Source organism: Nocardioides aurantiacus (assembly GCF_003752505.1).
Taxonomy (GTDB): domain Bacteria; phylum Actinomycetota; class Actinomycetes; order Propionibacteriales; family Nocardioidaceae; genus Marmoricola; species Marmoricola aurantiacus.
The window spans coordinates 945,156-960,536 of sequence record NZ_RKHO01000001.1 but is presented as its reverse complement, the minus strand read 5'-3'; the positions used below and the strand labels follow the sequence as shown (position 1 = coordinate 960,536).

18 protein-coding genes are annotated in these 15,381 nt (G+C 73.4%); 1 reads left to right on the top strand and 17 read right to left on the bottom strand.

Annotated elements, in window-relative coordinates; genetic code table 11:
* Nucleotides 1-14: 14 nt before the first annotated feature.
* From EDD33_RS04600 to EDD33_RS04585, 4 genes are all read right to left on the bottom strand, one after another.
* Nucleotides 15-596 carry a regulatory protein RecX gene (locus tag EDD33_RS04600; protein WP_123389294.1) on the bottom strand — a complete coding sequence of 194 codons (582 nt, stop codon included), beginning with the start codon at nucleotides 594-596 and terminating at the stop codon, nucleotides 15-17.
* A gap of 114 nt (nucleotides 597-710) precedes the next feature.
* Nucleotides 711-1,781 (bottom strand): recombinase RecA, encoded by a 1,071-nt coding sequence (gene recA / locus EDD33_RS04595; RefSeq protein ID WP_123389293.1) that lies wholly within the window; start codon nucleotides 1,779-1,781, stop codon nucleotides 711-713.
* A gap of 253 nt (nucleotides 1,782-2,034) precedes the next feature.
* On the bottom strand, nucleotides 2,035-3,939 hold the full coding sequence (locus EDD33_RS04590; protein WP_246003368.1) for a bifunctional metallophosphatase/5'-nucleotidase: 1,905 nt from the start codon (nucleotides 3,937-3,939) through the stop codon (nucleotides 2,035-2,037).
* 133 nt (nucleotides 3,940-4,072) lie between these two features.
* Nucleotides 4,073-4,267, bottom strand: coding sequence for a DUF3046 domain-containing protein (locus EDD33_RS04585; protein ID WP_123393034.1), 195 nt, complete (start codon nucleotides 4,265-4,267; stop codon nucleotides 4,073-4,075).
* Between the two features lie 115 nt (nucleotides 4,268-4,382).
* Here EDD33_RS04585 and EDD33_RS04580 point away from each other — a divergent pair, with 115 nt between their 5' ends.
* Nucleotides 4,383-4,760: a hypothetical protein gene (locus EDD33_RS04580; RefSeq protein WP_148076931.1), complete on the top strand. Its 378-nt coding sequence runs from the start codon at nucleotides 4,383-4,385 to the stop codon at nucleotides 4,758-4,760.
* Here EDD33_RS04580 and EDD33_RS04575 read toward each other — a convergent pair.
* From EDD33_RS04575 to EDD33_RS04515, 13 genes are all read right to left on the bottom strand, one after another.
* Complete coding sequence (locus EDD33_RS04575; protein WP_123389291.1) at nucleotides 4,699-5,181, bottom strand: hypothetical protein; 483 nt, start codon at nucleotides 5,179-5,181, stop codon at nucleotides 4,699-4,701. The genes EDD33_RS04580 and EDD33_RS04575 overlap by 62 nt on opposite strands.
* A complete protein-coding gene (locus EDD33_RS04570; protein ID WP_211332412.1) occupies nucleotides 5,182-6,321 on the bottom strand; it encodes a molybdopterin-dependent oxidoreductase in 1,140 nt (379 codons plus the stop codon).
* 8 nt (nucleotides 6,322-6,329) lie between these two features.
* A complete protein-coding gene (locus EDD33_RS04565) occupies nucleotides 6,330-7,022 on the bottom strand; it encodes a class I SAM-dependent methyltransferase (RefSeq protein WP_123389290.1) in 693 nt (230 codons plus the stop codon).
* Entirely contained in the window at nucleotides 7,019-7,765 is a 747-nt protein-coding gene (locus tag EDD33_RS04560; RefSeq protein ID WP_211332411.1) for a TIGR04282 family arsenosugar biosynthesis glycosyltransferase, read from the bottom strand. Before EDD33_RS04560 ends, EDD33_RS04565 begins: the two co-directional genes overlap by 4 nt.
* Nucleotides 7,762-8,430 carry a glycosyltransferase family 2 protein gene (locus EDD33_RS04555; protein WP_123393029.1) on the bottom strand — a complete coding sequence of 223 codons (669 nt, stop codon included), beginning with the start codon at nucleotides 8,428-8,430 and terminating at the stop codon, nucleotides 7,762-7,764. Before EDD33_RS04555 ends, EDD33_RS04560 begins: the two co-directional genes overlap by 4 nt.
* 98 nt (nucleotides 8,431-8,528) lie before the next feature.
* Nucleotides 8,529-9,569, bottom strand: a complete 1,041-nt coding sequence (locus EDD33_RS04550) for an NAD-dependent epimerase/dehydratase family protein (protein WP_123389289.1) — start codon at nucleotides 9,567-9,569, stop codon at nucleotides 8,529-8,531.
* Nucleotides 9,566-10,414 (bottom strand): S-methyl-5'-thioadenosine phosphorylase, encoded by an 849-nt coding sequence (locus EDD33_RS04545; RefSeq protein ID WP_123389288.1) that lies wholly within the window; start codon nucleotides 10,412-10,414, stop codon nucleotides 9,566-9,568. Before EDD33_RS04545 ends, EDD33_RS04550 begins: the two co-directional genes overlap by 4 nt.
* Before the next feature lie 24 nt (nucleotides 10,415-10,438).
* The gene (locus tag EDD33_RS19880; RefSeq protein ID WP_170169698.1) at nucleotides 10,439-10,996 is read right to left on the bottom strand and encodes a hypothetical protein; all 558 of its coding nucleotides are present in this window, start codon (nucleotides 10,994-10,996) and stop codon (nucleotides 10,439-10,441) included.
* Between the two features lie 12 nt (nucleotides 10,997-11,008).
* The gene (locus tag EDD33_RS04535; RefSeq protein ID WP_246003367.1) at nucleotides 11,009-11,821 is read right to left on the bottom strand and encodes an ABC transporter permease; all 813 of its coding nucleotides are present in this window, start codon (nucleotides 11,819-11,821) and stop codon (nucleotides 11,009-11,011) included.
* A complete protein-coding gene (locus EDD33_RS04530; protein ID WP_123389287.1) occupies nucleotides 11,818-12,603 on the bottom strand; it encodes an ABC transporter permease in 786 nt (261 codons plus the stop codon). The genes EDD33_RS04535 and EDD33_RS04530 overlap by 4 nt, the downstream gene beginning before the upstream one ends.
* A 7-nt stretch (nucleotides 12,604-12,610) precedes the next feature.
* The gene (locus tag EDD33_RS04525) at nucleotides 12,611-13,543 is read right to left on the bottom strand and encodes an ABC transporter ATP-binding protein (protein ID WP_425463834.1); all 933 of its coding nucleotides are present in this window, start codon (nucleotides 13,541-13,543) and stop codon (nucleotides 12,611-12,613) included.
* Complete coding sequence (locus EDD33_RS04520; protein ID WP_123389286.1) at nucleotides 13,540-14,349, bottom strand: ABC transporter permease; 810 nt, start codon at nucleotides 14,347-14,349, stop codon at nucleotides 13,540-13,542. The genes EDD33_RS04525 and EDD33_RS04520 overlap by 4 nt, the downstream gene beginning before the upstream one ends.
* Nucleotides 14,346-15,323, bottom strand: a complete 978-nt coding sequence (locus EDD33_RS04515; RefSeq protein ID WP_123389285.1) for an ATP-binding cassette domain-containing protein — start codon at nucleotides 15,321-15,323, stop codon at nucleotides 14,346-14,348. Before EDD33_RS04515 ends, EDD33_RS04520 begins: the two co-directional genes overlap by 4 nt.
* Nucleotides 15,324-15,381: the final 58 nt, after the last annotated feature.

The window sequence follows — 15,381 nt, the reverse complement described above, 5'->3', positions numbered from 1 at the left end:
CGGGACCGCGGGTCCTAGAGCCCGTCGACCTCGGGGTCGTCGTCGCGCTCGAGACCGACCGCGTCGAGCTCGCTGCGGACGACGCGGAAGGCGGTCGCGCTGGAGTGGCCCTTGCGGGCCAGCATCCCCACCAGACGCCGCGTGGCGCGGTCACGGTCCAGGGTGCTGACGGTGCGCAGCCGGGCCTGCACCAGACGGCGGGCCGAGGCCTCCTCGGCGTCGCCGTCCACCTCCTCCAGGGCCTCACGGGCGACCTCGTCGTCGACGCCCTTGCGGCGCAGCTCCTGCGCCAGCGCACGACGCGCCAGGCCCCGGCCCCGTTGGCGCTGCTCGACCCACTCGCGCGCGAAGGCGGAGTCGTCGACCAGCCCGACCTCCTCGAACCGGTCGAGCAGGCGGTGCCCGACCTCGTCGGGCACCCCCTTGCTCGCCAGCTTGTCGGCCAGCTCGGCGCGCGTGCGGGCGCGCCCGGTGAGCTGGTCGAGGAGGATGGTGCGGGCCACGGACTCGGGGTCCGCGTCGGGACCGGTGTCGAGGTCGGCGGCGGGCTCGCGGCCCCAGCGGTCCCGGGACCTGCTGCGACGTCCGGTCGTCATCGTGCACACCTTCCTCGACTACCCGTGGTTGCGGTCGGCGGTCTCGTCACCGGGTCTCGAGACGCCTCGACCCGGTGGCCTGTTCCGAGGCTTCGTCCCCCGGCCCCGGGGCCGTCAGAAGTCGATGCCGTCGGGGTCGATCCCGGGGGCGTCGGCGGCGAAGGGCTCGGCCGGGGCGTCGACCTGGGGACCGATGCCGAGCTTCTCGAGGATCTTCTTCTCGATCTCGTTGGCCAGGTCGGGGTTGTCGCGCAGGAAGGTGCGGGCGTTCTCCTTGCCCTGACCGAGCTGGTCGCCCTCGTAGGTGTACCAAGCGCCGGCCTTGCGGACGAGACCCTCCTCGACGCCGACGTCGATGAGCCCGCCCTCACGGCTGATGCCCTTGCCGTACATGATGTCGAACTCGGCCTGCTTGAACGGCGGGGCGACCTTGTTCTTCACGACCTTGACGCGGGTGCGGTTGCCCACCATCTCGGTGCCGTCCTTGAGCGTCTCGATGCGGCGCACGTCGAGCCGGACCGAGGAGTAGAACTTCAGCGCGCGGCCACCGGTGGTGGTCTCGGGAGAGCCGAACATCACGCCGATCTTCTCGCGCAGCTGGTTGATGAAGATCGCGGTGGTGCCGGAGTTGTTGAGCGCGCCGGTCATCTTGCGCAGCGCCTGGCTCATCAGCCGGGCCTGGAGGCCGACGTGGCTGTCACCCATCTCGCCCTCGATCTCGGCGCGGGGCACCAGGGCCGCCACGGAGTCGATGACGATGAGGTCGAGCGCCCCGGAGCGGATCAGCATGTCGGCGATCTCGAGCGCCTGCTCACCGGAGTCGGGCTGGGAGACCAGCAGCGCGTCGGTGTCGACCCCGAGGGCCTGGGCGTAGTCGGGGTCGAGCGCGTGCTCGGCGTCGATGAAGGCCACGATGCCGCCGGCCGCCTGCGCGTTGGCCACCGCGTGCAGCGCGACGGTCGTCTTTCCCGAGGACTCCGGGCCGTAGACCTCGACCACACGCCCCCGCGGCAGCCCGCCGAGGCCGAGCGCGATGTCGAGGGAGATCGCACCCGTGGGGATGATCTCGAGCGGGGCACGGGTCTCGTCGCCGAGACGCATCACCGAGCCCTTGCCGAACTGCTTCTCGATGGACGCCAGCGCGACGTCGAGCGCCTTCTCGCGGTTGTTCGTGGCAGCAGCCATGGGACTTCCTCACCTCTCGTCGCGCCGGGCGGCGCGGGTCGACCTCGTGTCCTGCCAGACGTTAGGCGCGACCACCGACAACGTCGGTGACTGCTGCCGGCCTGTGGAGAACCACGGCGCGACCCCTGCCTGTAGAGACCAACGGTAGTACGAACACCTGTTCGATGCACGACGCAACACGCCGACCCGCCGAGGTGGCGGGCCGGCGTGCTGGTGGTGCGGTCGAGGTGTGCGGCGGGGTGTGCCCGGGGGGTCAGCCCGCCGGGAGGATGCGGTCCGGCGTCGCCGGCGTGTAGGGCGAGTTCTGCTCGAGGTAGTCGGCGAACGCGTCGATGTCGAGACCGCCGTAGTAGATTCCCGTGCCGCCCTTGAACGCCGGGAAACCGTCTCCCCCGTCGGCGAGGAAGTTGTTGGTCACGATGCGGTACGTCGCGGCCTTGTCGATCGCTTCCCCGTCCAGGGTCACGCTGCCGTCCACGGGGCCGGCGCTGCCGAGGCGGTACTCGAAGCCCTCGCTGACCTGCAGCACCTTCCTGCTCGCCGCGTTGGCCCCGGTGACCTGCTGGGTCAGCACGTCGTAGACCTGCTGGCCGGTGAGCGTCATCGAGACCAGGAAGTTGTTGAAGGGCTGGACGTCGAACGCCTCGCCGTAGGTGACCTCGCCCACCTGCTCGCCGTAGGTCTGCTTGTCGCGGGTGAGGTCCGCGCGGATGCCGCCGGGGTTCATGAAGGCGATCACGGGCTCGTCGCCCCCGGTCACCACCGAGTCGTCGGCCAGCTGGGCGTCGGCGATCAGGTCGCCCAGGGCGCTCTCGCCCGAGGTGGTCGGGGTCCGGGTGACGTCGGCGCCGATGCTGCCGAGGACCCGTGAGGCGATGGGCCGCACCAGCTCCTTGTACTTCGCGATCAGTGCGGTCTGGGCGCGGTCCTTGGGCACGTCGCGCGTCACCTGGAGGTTGGCCCCCTCCACGCTGGCCCGCACGATGTCCTTGCTCGCCTTGTCGTAGGTCAGGTTGGTCTCGGTGACCAGGCGCCCGAAGCTGGAGGCCGAGGTGACCAGCCGGTCCTGGCCGGCGGGGTCCTTGACGTCGCACACGTAGGGGTTGTGCGTGTGGCCCGAGACGACCATGTCGATCGCCGGGTCGAGGTTCTTGGCGATGGGCAGGATCGGCGAGGTGTCCTCGAGGGCCCCGCCCTTGGCGCAGGTGTAGTCGTAGGGCGCGGCCACGGAGTAGGGCTTGCCGTCCGCGTCCTTGCCGAGCTGCAGCTGCCGGGGGGTGCCGCCCTGGTGGATCAGCACCACCACCGCGTTGACGCCCTGCTTGCGCAGCACGGGCACCAGCGCGTTGGCGGCCTTGACCTCGTCGTCGAACTCGAGGCCGGCCACGCCGCTGGCGGTGACGATGTCGGGGGTCTCCTCCAGCGTCATGCCGATGAAGCCGATCTTGGCCGCGCCGACCTGCTTCACGGCGTACGGCGGGAGGATCGTCTCGTTGGTCCCGGCGTAGCGCACGTTGGCGGCGAGGTAGTCGAAGTCCGCGCCGGCGAAGGTGCCGGCCGGGCAGGAGTCCTGGTTGTCCTCGCCCGCGCCGTCGTCGAGGCAGCCGCCCCGCGCCATCCGCTGGAGCTCCTGGTAGCCCTCGTCGAACTCGTGGTTGCCGACGGCGCTGACGTCGAGGCCGAGCTTGTTGAGCGACTCCACGGCCGGCTCGTCGTGGAAGGCGGCCGACAGCAGCGGCGAGGCGCCGATGAGGTCGCCGGCGGCCACGGTGAGGCTCTGGGGGTGTCCCTCGCGGGCCTGGGCGAGCCTGGTGGCGAGGTACTCCGCGCCGCCGGCGTCGGTGGTCTGCGCGACCGGGGCCTTGGGGTCGGCCGGCGTGTAGCCCGTGGTGTTGCGGCCGCTCGACCCGGACGGGGGCTCGAGGTTGCCGTGGAAGTCGTTGAAGGACAGCAGCTGCACCGGGACGTAGCGACCCGGCTTGTCGGGCTTCCCCGGCTTCGCGGGCTTGGCCGGCTTCGTCGGCTTGGCCGGCTTGGCGGTGACCGGGGCCGCGTCGGCGGTCGAGGCGCCGAGGGCCAGGGGGGCCAGCGCACCCAGGGCGACGGCGGCGGACGCGAGGGCGCCGGTCAGGCGCCGCTTCGGGGTAGAGATCGACACGTGTGCTCCAGATCCTCCGAGTGGGACCCGGGAACCCTAACCGCGGCGGGGCCCCGGGGCGAAGGGTCCGGGACGTCACGGTTCGATGTCGTCTGGGCGAACGACCTCCGGGTTGCCGGGTCGGTGCCGTGGGTCAGCGGTCGCGGGGCGGCAGGCCGAGCTCGGCCCACACCGCCCGCCAGACCTCGCGGACGTCCTCGCCGGAGTCCAGGGACTCGGTGACCGTGCGGCCCCCGAGCGCGGACAGCACCTGCTGGTCCGCCCAGGTGCGGGCGTACGTCGACCCCAGCGCCGCCTCCATGCGCGTCCAGAACTCGGTGTGCCTCACGCCGGCGATCATGCCGGACCGCTCCCCACGACCCCACGACCCCACCCTGCGTCGGTCCCCCGCCGGCCCCCGACCCGACCCGGTCCTCCCGCCGGCGGGCGTGATCGTGTAGACCATGGACCCGTCGGTGCACGAGGAAGGGGACGCGATGTCGCTGGGGACGCTGGTGGTCGTGGTGGCCTCGCTGGTGCTGCTGGTGGCCGCCGTGCTGCAGCTGCGCGCCGGTCCGCTGCCCTTCCCGGCCATCATCACCGCGGCGATCACGTCCTCGCTGTGCTACACCGTCGGCGGCGCGACGGCCGAGGAGTCGACGGCGCCGAGCATCCCGATCGTGATGGGCTCGCTGGTCGGCGTGATGGCGCTGGTGGCGATGGTGGTCTCGCTCGTGCCCCGCACCCCCCAGGCCGACCGGGAGCGACGCGCGCCCCTCGTCATCGCGACGGCGGGGACGATCGTCGGCTCGCTGGGCCTGTTGTTCCACCAGTTCCTCTGACCCGTCCCCGGGGCCGCAGGCTCCAGGCGAGGGTGCCGGCCACGACGAGCCCGGCCAGGACCAGCCAGCCCCCGGTGTAGTCGCGGTCCAGCAGCGTCGGGTTGTCCGGGCGCGCGCCGAAGCGGCCGAGCACCGGCACCGCGGTCGCCGTGACGGTCAGCAGGACCACCAGCCCGACCGTGACCGCCGTCCACGTCCGCGACGGGAGCACCCGGCGCAGGGCGAGCGTGGCCAGCACGGTCAGCGGCGCCACGACGGCGTCGTGCAGCACCACGCCGCCGGCCAGCCAGAGCAGCGCGTCGAGCAGGTCGGGACCGTCCAGGTCGAGGAGCAGCAGCCCGCCGTACGCCGCGGCGGCGACGCCCACGACACCGACCACCGCCTGCGCCACCCGCTCGCCGCCCGGTGCGGTCCGTGCCACTCAGACCACCTCCACGCGTGAGACCCACTTGGTCTGCATCACGCCGGGCCGGTTGGGCGCGATCAGCCGGCAGGGGTAGCCGTGGTCGAGGTCGAGGTCCTCGCCGTGCAGCCGCAGCGCGAGCAGGGTCAGGTCGTCGCGCGCGAAGGCGGGCGGCAGCACGGTGGAGCGGAACGCCCCGGACCGCTGCAGCGAGACGACCCGCACCTCGGCGTCCGGCGGTGCGCCGACACGGTCCAGCAGCTCCCCCAGCCGTACGCCGGACCAGGTGGCCCCGGCGCTCCACCCCTCGACGCAGGCGATGGGCAGCTCGCTGGTGTGCTGCTCGAGGTCGGCCAGCTCCTCCCGGGTCAGGCTGACCTCGCCGTCGGGCCCGGTGACCGTCAGCCGGTAGCCGGCGTCGCGCGCGCTCTCCTCGACGCCCGCCGCGACGGCCGACTTGTTGACCGGGACCCCCTGCGGGCCCTCCCCGGTGCGGACCGCGAGGACGGAGACCCGGCGCAGCAGCGGGACCGTGCCGCCCGCGTTGGCGAGCACCGCGACGCCTGCGGCGAGCAGCGCGGCCCCCAGCACGGTGCGGCGACCCGGCCCGGTGCGCTCGGGGAGGTCGGTGTCGACGGGCGACCCGAAGGCCCGGCGGATGACCGGCAGCTTGACCGCGACGTGCAGCACCAGCGCGCCGATGGCGATCCAGGCCCCGGCGTAGTGGGTGGCGCGGAAGGAGAACGCCCAGGGGTACCACTGCGCGGAGTTGGCGAGGCCGACGACCAGCTGGAACACCGAGGCGGCGACCAGCACCGCGATCGAGAGCCGCTCGAGGCCGGTGAGCAGCAGCGCCCGCACGCCGCCCCGGGGCAGGCCCGCGAACAGCCGCGGGTAGACGCTCCAGAGCTTGACGAGCAGCAGCGGGATCGCCGCGATGCCGCTGAGCACGTGCACCCCCTGCGTGAGGCGGTAGCCCCACACCGGGCGGGTGGGCGGCACGAACCACGGGTCGGGCAGGTAGTACCAGTGGCTGACCAGGCCGGTGAGGAAGCACAGCCCGAAGCAGGTCCCGAGCCACACCCCGAGCCGGGCCGTCAGCCGCTCGTCGCGCAGCGGCGAGGTGAACGATGTGTCCCGCGGGACGGGGAGGCGCACGGCCGGGCCTACGGCGTCAGGACGGCGAACCAGCGGCCGTGGTGCTCGCGCAGCCGGCTCACCTGGAGCCCGGCCTTGCGTGCGAGCGGCTCGACGGCGTCCGCGCCGACCTGCGCCCACGGGAAGATCGAGGTGCGGCGGCCCTCGCTGACCAGTCGTGCCTCGTGGGTCTTCAGCCCGGTGCCGGGCGCCTCGAGGTCGACGACGAGGCGACCGCCCGGCCCCAGCAGCTCGGCACAGCGCCGCAGCAGCGCGTGCGGCTCGCCGCCGATGCCGATGTTGCCGTCGGCGAGCAGCACGGTGTCCCAGTGGCCCTCGCCGGGCATCGGGTCGAAGACGTTGCGGCGCAGCGCCGGCACGCCGCGCCGGCGGGCCTGCTCGACGGCCTCGCTCACGATGTCGACGGCGAGCACGGCGTGGCCGCGCTCGCGCAGGTGGGCGCTCATCCGGCCCGGGCCGCAGCCGACGTCCATGGTCGCGCCCTCGCAGTGGCTCAGCACCGCGCGGTCGGCACGGTCGGCCGGTCGCAGCCAGCTGTGGACGGGCAGCAGCTCCTCCTCGGCGTACACGCCTCGGACCGAGCAGGGGATGCCGCGCAGGGCGTCGGCGAAGATCTCGCTGAAGCTGACGTGGGCGTGGCCGTCGGTCAGGGTCTCCGAGGCCAGGCCGTCCGCGTCGGGGTAGAACTCGGCGGTGCTCACGCGGGCACCTCGGTCCCCGGCCCGACGACCGGCCCGACGCCCGGGTCGACCGCGGGGTCGACGCCGAGCTCGGCGAAGGCGAGGGCGAACCGGCTCTGCGGTGCGGCCTGGGCCACGGCCGAGGCGTCGTCGAGCTCGTCGACGTCGCGCAGCGCCTCCACCTGGTGGACGTGACCACCGGCTCGGGCCAGCGCGTCGAGCGTGCCGGCCCCCGTGGCGTCGGTGGACATGGGTACCTCCGGGAGATGGACGAGCAGGTGGGGCCCGGCCACGCCGAGCAGCCACCACCCGCCGTCGTGAGCGGGGCCCAGGACCGCGTCGTCCGGGCCGACGAGGAGGTCGGCCGCTGCACGCAGCGTCCCGACCGGTGCGTGGGGGGTGTCCATGCCGACCTGCACGACGGGCCCACCGGACACGGCGGCGACGTCGGCGTGCGCCGCGCCGAGCCGCTCGGCCAGGCCGTCGCCACGCTGGGGGTGCACCTGCCACCCCTCGAGCGCGTCGCGGAGCTCCTGCCCGCGGCGCGCCTCGGCGAGGTCGCCGTCGAGCGCGAGGTGCCGTCGTCCGGCGGGGTACGCCGCCGCGCACGCGGCGAGCGTGTCGAGCAGCGACGCGGCGGCCAGCTCGGCCGCGGCGTCCATGCCGATGCTGGCGCCCAGGCGCGTCTTCACGCGTCCGGGCACGGGGGCCTTGGCCACCACCAGCACGACCGCGGCCGCGACGTCTCCCACCCGGGTGCTCACGTGAGCACCCGCGCGAAGTCGCGGGCGGCGCGCACGGTGCCGACCACGGACCCCGAGACCTTCGACTTCGTGCCGGCCGCGCGGGGGTGGTAGTCGATGTCCTGCTCGCTGAGCCGCCACCCGGCGCGCCCGGCGCGCTGGAGCAGCTCGACGGGGTAGCCGAAGCGCCGGTCCTCGACGCCGAGCCCCAGCAGCTGCTCGCGACGGGCGACGCGCATCGGGGCGATGTCGTGGACGGCGAGGCCGATGCGGCGACGCAGCCACCACAGCACGACCGCGTTGCCGGCCCGGGCGTGCCAGGGCCAGACCCCGCGCGTGACGGGACGGCGTCGGCCCACGGCCAGGTCGGCCCGGCCCTCGCGCACCTCGGCCAGCAGGCCGACCAGCTGGGCGGGGTCCATCGAGCCGTCGCCGTCGATGACCGCGACGAAGTCGGCGGTCGCCGCCTCGAGGCCGGCGTGGACCGCGGCGCCGTAGCCGGGACGTGGTTCCTGGACGACCGTGGCGCCCAGGCCGCGGGCCACCTCGGCGGTGTCGTCGGTCGACCCGTTGTCCACGACGATGGCGTGGAAGCCGTCGGGGACCAGTGCCAGCAGGGCCGGCAGGGCGGGGGCCTCGTCGCGGCAGGGGATCACCACGTCGCAGACCGCATCGGGGGTCGACATGCTTACACCGTAGGGGGCGACGCCCAGCGAGGACGCCGACTTGCGCGACTGGGGCGCGGCGGGTCTCTCCCCCGCCACCTCCACCGGACCGGGGCCGCTCACCGCAGGGGTGCCGTCGCGAACTCCTCGACACCGGCCTCCGGGGTCACCTGGGCCCGGAAGCCCAGCTCGTCGGCCGCGAGCTCCGGGCTCGCCACGACGTGGCGCACGTCACCCGGTCGGTAGTCCCCGGTCACCTCGGGCGCGGGGCCGTCGGCGGCCTGCGCCAGCAGCTCGGCGACCCGGATGATCGGCACCGGCGACCCCGAGCAGACGTTGTACGCCGACCACGACTCGGCCTCCCGGCCCACCACGGCGTCGATGGAGGCCAGGTTGGCCCGGGCGACGTCGTCGACGTGGACGAAGTCGCGCATCTGCCCGCCGTCCTCGAAGACCCGCGGGGCCTGGCCGTGCTCCAGCGAGCTGCGGAAGATCGCGGCCACCCCGCTGTAGGGGGTGTCGCGCGGCATGCCCGGGCCGTAGACGTTGTGGTAGCGCAGCCCGATCGCGCGCGAGCGCGCCTGGCGCACCCACGAGGACGTGTAGTGCTCCTGGGCCAGCTTGCTGGCGGCGTAGCTGCTGCGGGGGTCGAGCAGCGCGTCCTCGGGGACCAGCTCCCACGACAGCGCCCGGTCGCACGTCGGGCAGTGGTTCTCGAAGTCGCCGGAGTCGAGCGCGGCGCGGCTGCGGACCCCGGGGACCTGGCGACCGTGCTCCTCGCAGGCGTAGCGACCCTCGCCGTAGACGACCATCGAGCTGGCCACGACCAGCGCGTCCACCCCGCGGTCGTGCATCGCGGCCAGCAGCGCCGCGGTGCCGAGGTCGTTGTGGCCGGCGTACAGCGGCAGGTCGGCGACGGTCACGCCGGCGCCGACCATCGCGGCCTGGTGGCACACCACGTCGACGCCGTCGAGCAGGTCGGCCCACTGCGCGGCGTCGCGGACGTCGAGCCGGTGCAGCCCCTCGGGCACCTCGGTTCCCTGGGCGTGCGCCTGCGGGATCACGGCGTCGACGCGGACCACCTCGTCCCCGCGCGCGGTCAGCTGGGCGTCGATGCGGGCGCCGATGAAGCCGAGCGCACCGGTGAGCAGGACCTTCACGCGGACACCGTCCGGCCCGGGCCGGGCAGCTCGAAGGACAGCTCGACGTCGTCGAGCCACGCCCCGCAGCCGCAGCCGGGCTCGCCCTCGGGCAGGCCGGCGACGACCTCGCCGAGCATCGTCTTCAACCGCCCGATGTGCTTCTCGAACAGCGCGAACACCGCGGCCTGGTCGACCGACTCCTCGGCGCTGACCCCGGCGTCGAGGTCGGTCACGAGCGCGATGGTGGCGTAGCAGACGCCGAGCTCGCGGGCCAGGACGGCCTCCGGGTGGCCGGTCATGTTGACGACCGTCCAGCCTGCGGCGGCGTAGCTCTGCGACTCCGCGCGGGTGGAGAACCGCGGACCCTCGATGACGACCATCGTGCCGCCGTCGATCGCGCCCTCCCCCGCCGCCGAGGTCAGCGCGGTGCGCAGCTCGGGGCAGTAGGGGTCGGCGAACGGCGCGTGGGCGGCGCCGGTCTCGACGTAGGTCTGGACGCGGCTGGTGGTGCGGTCGACGAGCTGGTCGGGCACGACGAGCGTCCCGGGCTGGGTCTCGGGCTGCAGGCCGCCGACCGCGCAGGGCGCCAGGATCCGCTCGACGCCGAGCGACTTCAGCGCCCAGATGTTGGCCCGGTAGGGGATCTGCGTGGGCGGGTAGCGGTGTCCGGCGCCGTGGCGCGGCAGGAACGCGACCGGGCGACCCCCGACGTCACCGACCGCGATCGGCGCGGACGGCTCGCCCCAGGGCGTCTCCACCGTCACGGTGGTGGGGTCGTCGAGGAACTCGTAGAACCCGCTGCCGCCGATGACGGCGACGCGCGGCGTCCCGCCGGGGTGCGGCGCGGAGGGGAGGTCGGTCATGGGCGCAGTCTGCCAAGCCCGGCCTCAGCGCGGGTCGTGGGCCTCGGCGAGGTCGCGCAGGGTGAGCAGCTGGCGACGCGCCATCACCAGGTCGCCGGCCCCGAGCACCGCCTGCCAGGCCCGGTCGAGCGCGACGAACGGCCGCCGCGGCGGGCCGACGGCGAGGCAGAGCAGCAGCCGGCTCGGCGTACGACGCCCGGGGAGTACCTCGTAGGACATCGCGACCGGGCCGCACACCCGCTGGCCCAGCCCCCGGGCCGCGACCACCAGCAGCCGGCCCGACTCGAGCTCGACCACGGGGCCGAACAGCACCCGCTGGCCCAGCTGCAGCCGCTCCGCGCCCGGCGTGAGCGTGCGTGGGCTGCGGCGACCCAGGTTGTCGACCACGTCGTAGCTGTACGGCGCGACGCCGAGCTGGCACACCCAGCGCCACGTGGTCGCCGGGTCGGCGTCCACGTCGACCGCGCGGACGAAGTGGCGTCCGCCGGGCGGCACGTGTGCGTCGGCGGCGTGGTGCGCGGCCGCCTCGGCCGGGGTGGTCCCCCACGCCGCGATGCGCCCCGCGAGTCCCGACGAGCCCACCCGGGCCTCCGCTCAGCCGAGCAGCAGCCGGTCCAGCCGCCGCGAGACCACCAGCATGCCCGCGACCGACAACACCACGAGGTAGACCACCGAGACGACCGAGTCGGCCGTCACCGCCCCGGTGGTGAGCTCGCGGACCAGCACCACGCCGCGGTAGAGCGGGGTGGCCTCGACCACCCAGCCGAGCCAGGTCGGGAACGCCTCGAGCGGGAAGAACGTGGCCGAGAACAAGAACAGCGGCAGCGTGGCGAGGGTGACGTACTCGAAGTCCTGCCAGGAGCGCATGTAGGTCGTCAGCGCCATGCCGACCGCGCCGAAGGCGACGCCGATGAGCAGGGCCGCCGGCAGCACCAGCACCGCCCACCAGGAGGCCACCAGGCCCATCGCCACCATGATCAGCAGGAACGCCAGCGAGTAGGTGCCGCCGCGCAGCAGCGACCAGGCGAGCTCGCCCCGGGCGATGTCGCGGGTGGTCAGCGGGGTGGCCAGCATCTGCTCGAACGTCTTGGCGTACTTCAGCTTGAAGAAGAAGTTGAACGTCGAGTCGAGCAGCGAGCCGTTCATGGCGGCCGCCGCGAGCATGCCGGGGGCCACGAACGCGGCGTACCCGATCGTGCGGCCGTCGACCTCGAAGCCCTGCACCAGCTGGCCGACCCCGACGCCGATCGAGAAGAGGTAGAAGACCGGCTCGAGGAAGCCGGACAGGAAGATCCACCAGGCGGAGCGGTAGACGACGTAGTTGCGCTGCACCAGCAGCCCGACCGCGCCGAGCGCGCCCAGCCGCCGGGTCTGCGCCGTCGCCGCGGCCGCGGTCAGCGGGCTCACGAGGCGAGCCTGCGGCCGAGGAAGCGCAGCACCAGGACGTAGCCGAGGGCCGTCAGGGCAGCGAGGTAGCCGACGTGCAGCAGCGCGAGCAGCGGGTCGAGGCGGTCGACGGTGAGCATCCGGGTCAGGTCGACGGCGTGCCACAGCGGCGTGAGCCGGGCCAGGGCCGCCAGGGTGGGACCGAGGTTGTCGACCGGGAAGAACGCCCCGGAGAACAGGAACATCGGGATCATGCCGAGGCGGAAGACCAGCGAGAAGCCCGACTCGTCCTTGAGGTAGGAGGACAGCGCGAAGACCGGGGTGGCGAAGGCCAGCGCGACCAGCAGCTGCACCAGCCAGGCCACCACCGCACCCCACCAGGTGGCGAAGACCCCGAAGGGGGCCACCACGAGGCAGAACACCGCCGAGCTCAGCGCCACCCGGAACACCACGAAGCCGACCTGGGACTGCACCACGTCGCGCACAGACAGCGGCGTGGCCACCATCGCGAAGTAGGTCCTGTGCCACTTCACGCCCGACATCACCGGATAGGTCAGCTCGCCGAAGACCAGCTGCATCGACTGGGCCGCGAGCATGCCCGGCACCACGAAGGCGAGGTAGGTGCTCGCCCCCTCGAGCCGGTCGGGGTCGCCCTGGATGAAGCCGCCGAGCAGCACGCCCATGGCCAGCACGTAGAGCAGCGGCGTCACGAACGAGGAGACGACGCTGCCCTTCCAGGTGCGCTTGTAGACGGTCCACCAGTAATCGGTCATCCGGGGTGCGAGCGAGCGCGTGGCAGCCATGGCGGTCCTAGTCGACCAGCGTCCGGCCGGTGAGGCGCAGGAAGACGTCCTCCAGCGAGGACCGCCGCACCAGCGACATGGCGGGGTGCAGGCCGCGCTCGTGGACCGCGGCCACCGCGGCCTCGCCGTCGGCGGCGTACAGCAGGAGCCGGTCGGGCAGCACCTCGACCCGCTCGGCGAGGTCCTCCAGCCGTGGGGCCAGCGCCTCGTGCTCCCCGGTGCCGAAGCGCAGCTCGGCGACCTCGCGCGTGCTGTGCTCGCGGATCAGGGACGACGGGGACCCCTCGGCCACGATTCGACCGCCGTCCATGACCACGAGCCGGTCGCACAGCTGCTCGGCCTCGTCCATGTAGTGCGTGGTGAGCACGAGGGTGACGCCCTGCTGCTTGAGCCGGAACAGCCGGTCCCACACCACGTGACGGGCCTGCGGGTCCAGCCCCGTGGTGGGCTCGTCGAGCAGCAGCAGCTCGGGCCGGTTGACGAGCGAGCGGGCGATGGTGAGCCGCCGCTTCATGCCCCCGGAGAGGTCCTCGACCTTGGACCGCGCCTTGTCGGTGAGCTGCACGAACTCGAGCAGCTCACCGCAGCGGCGGCGCACCTCGGCCCGGGGCAGCCCGAAGTAGCGGCCGTAGATGTAGAGGTTGTCGAAGACGTTGAGCTCGGTGTCGAGGGTGTCCTCCTGGGGGCACACGCCGATGCGCGAGCGGATCTCGGGGCCGTCGGTGGCGGGGTCGAGCCCGAGGATGCGCAGCTCGCCGCCGCTGACCGGCGAGACCGCGGCGACCATCCGCATCGTCGAGGACTTGCCGGCCCCGTTGGGGCCGAGGAAGCCGAACGCCTCGCCGCGGTGGACCTCGACGTCGATGCCACGGACCGCCTCGACCTCGCCGAAGCCCTTGCGCAGCCCGCGGGCGCTGATCATCGCCTCGGCGGCGGTCACCGGCTGGTGGCGCGGGCGTAGCGGGCCGAGGCGAGCGGCACGAAGACCAGCAGCACCACGGCCGACCAGATCAGGGTGTAGAGCTCGGGGTTCTGCAGCGCCCACGACGGGGTGGAGAGCCCGCCCCCGGGCGGCACGTTGCCGAAGTTCTCCCGCGCCGCCTGGGTGACCGCCGAGATCGGGTTCCACTCCGCGAACGTGCGCAGCGGACCGGGCAGCGTCTCCAGCTGCACGAACGTGTTGGCGATGAAGGTGAGCGGGAAGATGATGATGAACGAGGCGTTGTTGACCACCTCGGGACTCGGCACCAGCAGCCCGACGAGCGCCATGATCCAGGAGATGGCGTAGGCGAAGACCAGCAGCAGCAGGAAGCCCACCAGGGCGTGCCAGAAGCCGTCGCGGATGCGCCAGCCCACGGCCAGGCCCGTCAGCGACATCACCACGAGCACGATCACGTTGTTGACCACGTCGGAGAGGGTGCGGCCGAAGAGCACCGCGGACGGCGACATCGGCAGCGTGCGGAACCGGTCGATGATGCCCTTCTGCACGTCCTCGGCGATGCCGGCGCCGGTGATGGTGGAGCCGAAGACCACCGTCTGGGCGAAGATGCCGGCGATGAGGAACTCGCGGTAGGCGCTGCCGTCGCCGCCCTGGTCGATGGCGCCGCCGAAGACGTAGGCGAACAGCAGCACGAACATGATCGGCGAGAGGGTCGTGAACACGAGCAGGTCGGGCACGCGCTTGACCTTGATCAGGTTGCGCTTGGCGACGACGAAGCCGTCGGAGACGGCGGTGGACAGGCTCATGCGGAGGCCTCCTGGGAGAGCGCGGCGTCGTCCTCGGCGGTCGAGCGTCCGGTCAGGGTGAGGAACACGTCGTCGAGGGTCGGTCGTCGCAGCCCGACGTCGTCGAGCGCCACCCCCTCGCCGTCGAGCAGCCGCAGCGCGTCGGCCAGCCGGGCGGCTCCCCCGGTGACCGGCACCAGCAGGCCGCGCCGCTCCTCCTCGCGCACCACCGGCCCCACCGCCAGGGGTGTCAGGAGCTCCTCGGCCCGGCCCAGCTGGGCGGGGTCGGCCACCGTGACCTGCAGCCGCTCGCCGCCGACCTGGGCCTTGAGCTCGTCGGCGGTGCCCTCGGCGATGACCCGGCCGTGGTCGACGACGACGATGTTGTCGGCGAGCAGGTCGGCCTCCTCGAGGTACTGGGTGGTGAGCAGCAGCGAGGTGCCGCCGGCCACCAGGCCGCGGATCACCTCCCACATCGAGGTGCGGCTGCGCGGGTCCAGCCCGGTGGTGGGCTCGTCGAGGAACAGCACCGGGGGTCGGGCCACCAGCGCCCCGGCGAGGTCGAGACGTCGTCGCATGCCGCCGCTGTAGCCCTTGGCGACCCGGTCGCCCGCCTCCTCGAGGTCGAACTCCCGCAGCAGCTCCCGCGCCCGCTCCCGGCTGGCCCGGGCGCCGAGGTGGTAGAGCCGGCCGACCATGTCGAGGTTCTCGAAGCCGGTGAGGTACTCGTCCACCGCGGCGTTCTGCCCCGAGACGCCGATGCTGCGCCGCACCCCGGCCGGGTCGGCGACGACGTCGACACCCGCCACGCTGGCGGTGCCGGCGTCGGGCCGGACCAGCGTGGTGAGCACCTTGACCGCCGTGGTCTTGCCGGCCCCGTTGGGACCCAGCACGCCCAGCACCTCCCCCTCGGGCACGCGCAGGGACAGGCCGTCGAGCGCGCGGACCTTCCCGTAGGTCTTGACCAGGCCCTCGGCCAGCACTGCGTCCACCATGTTCGTCACCCTCCCAGACACCACCGACAACCGTCGCGCCCTTTCCGACCGCCGCCGG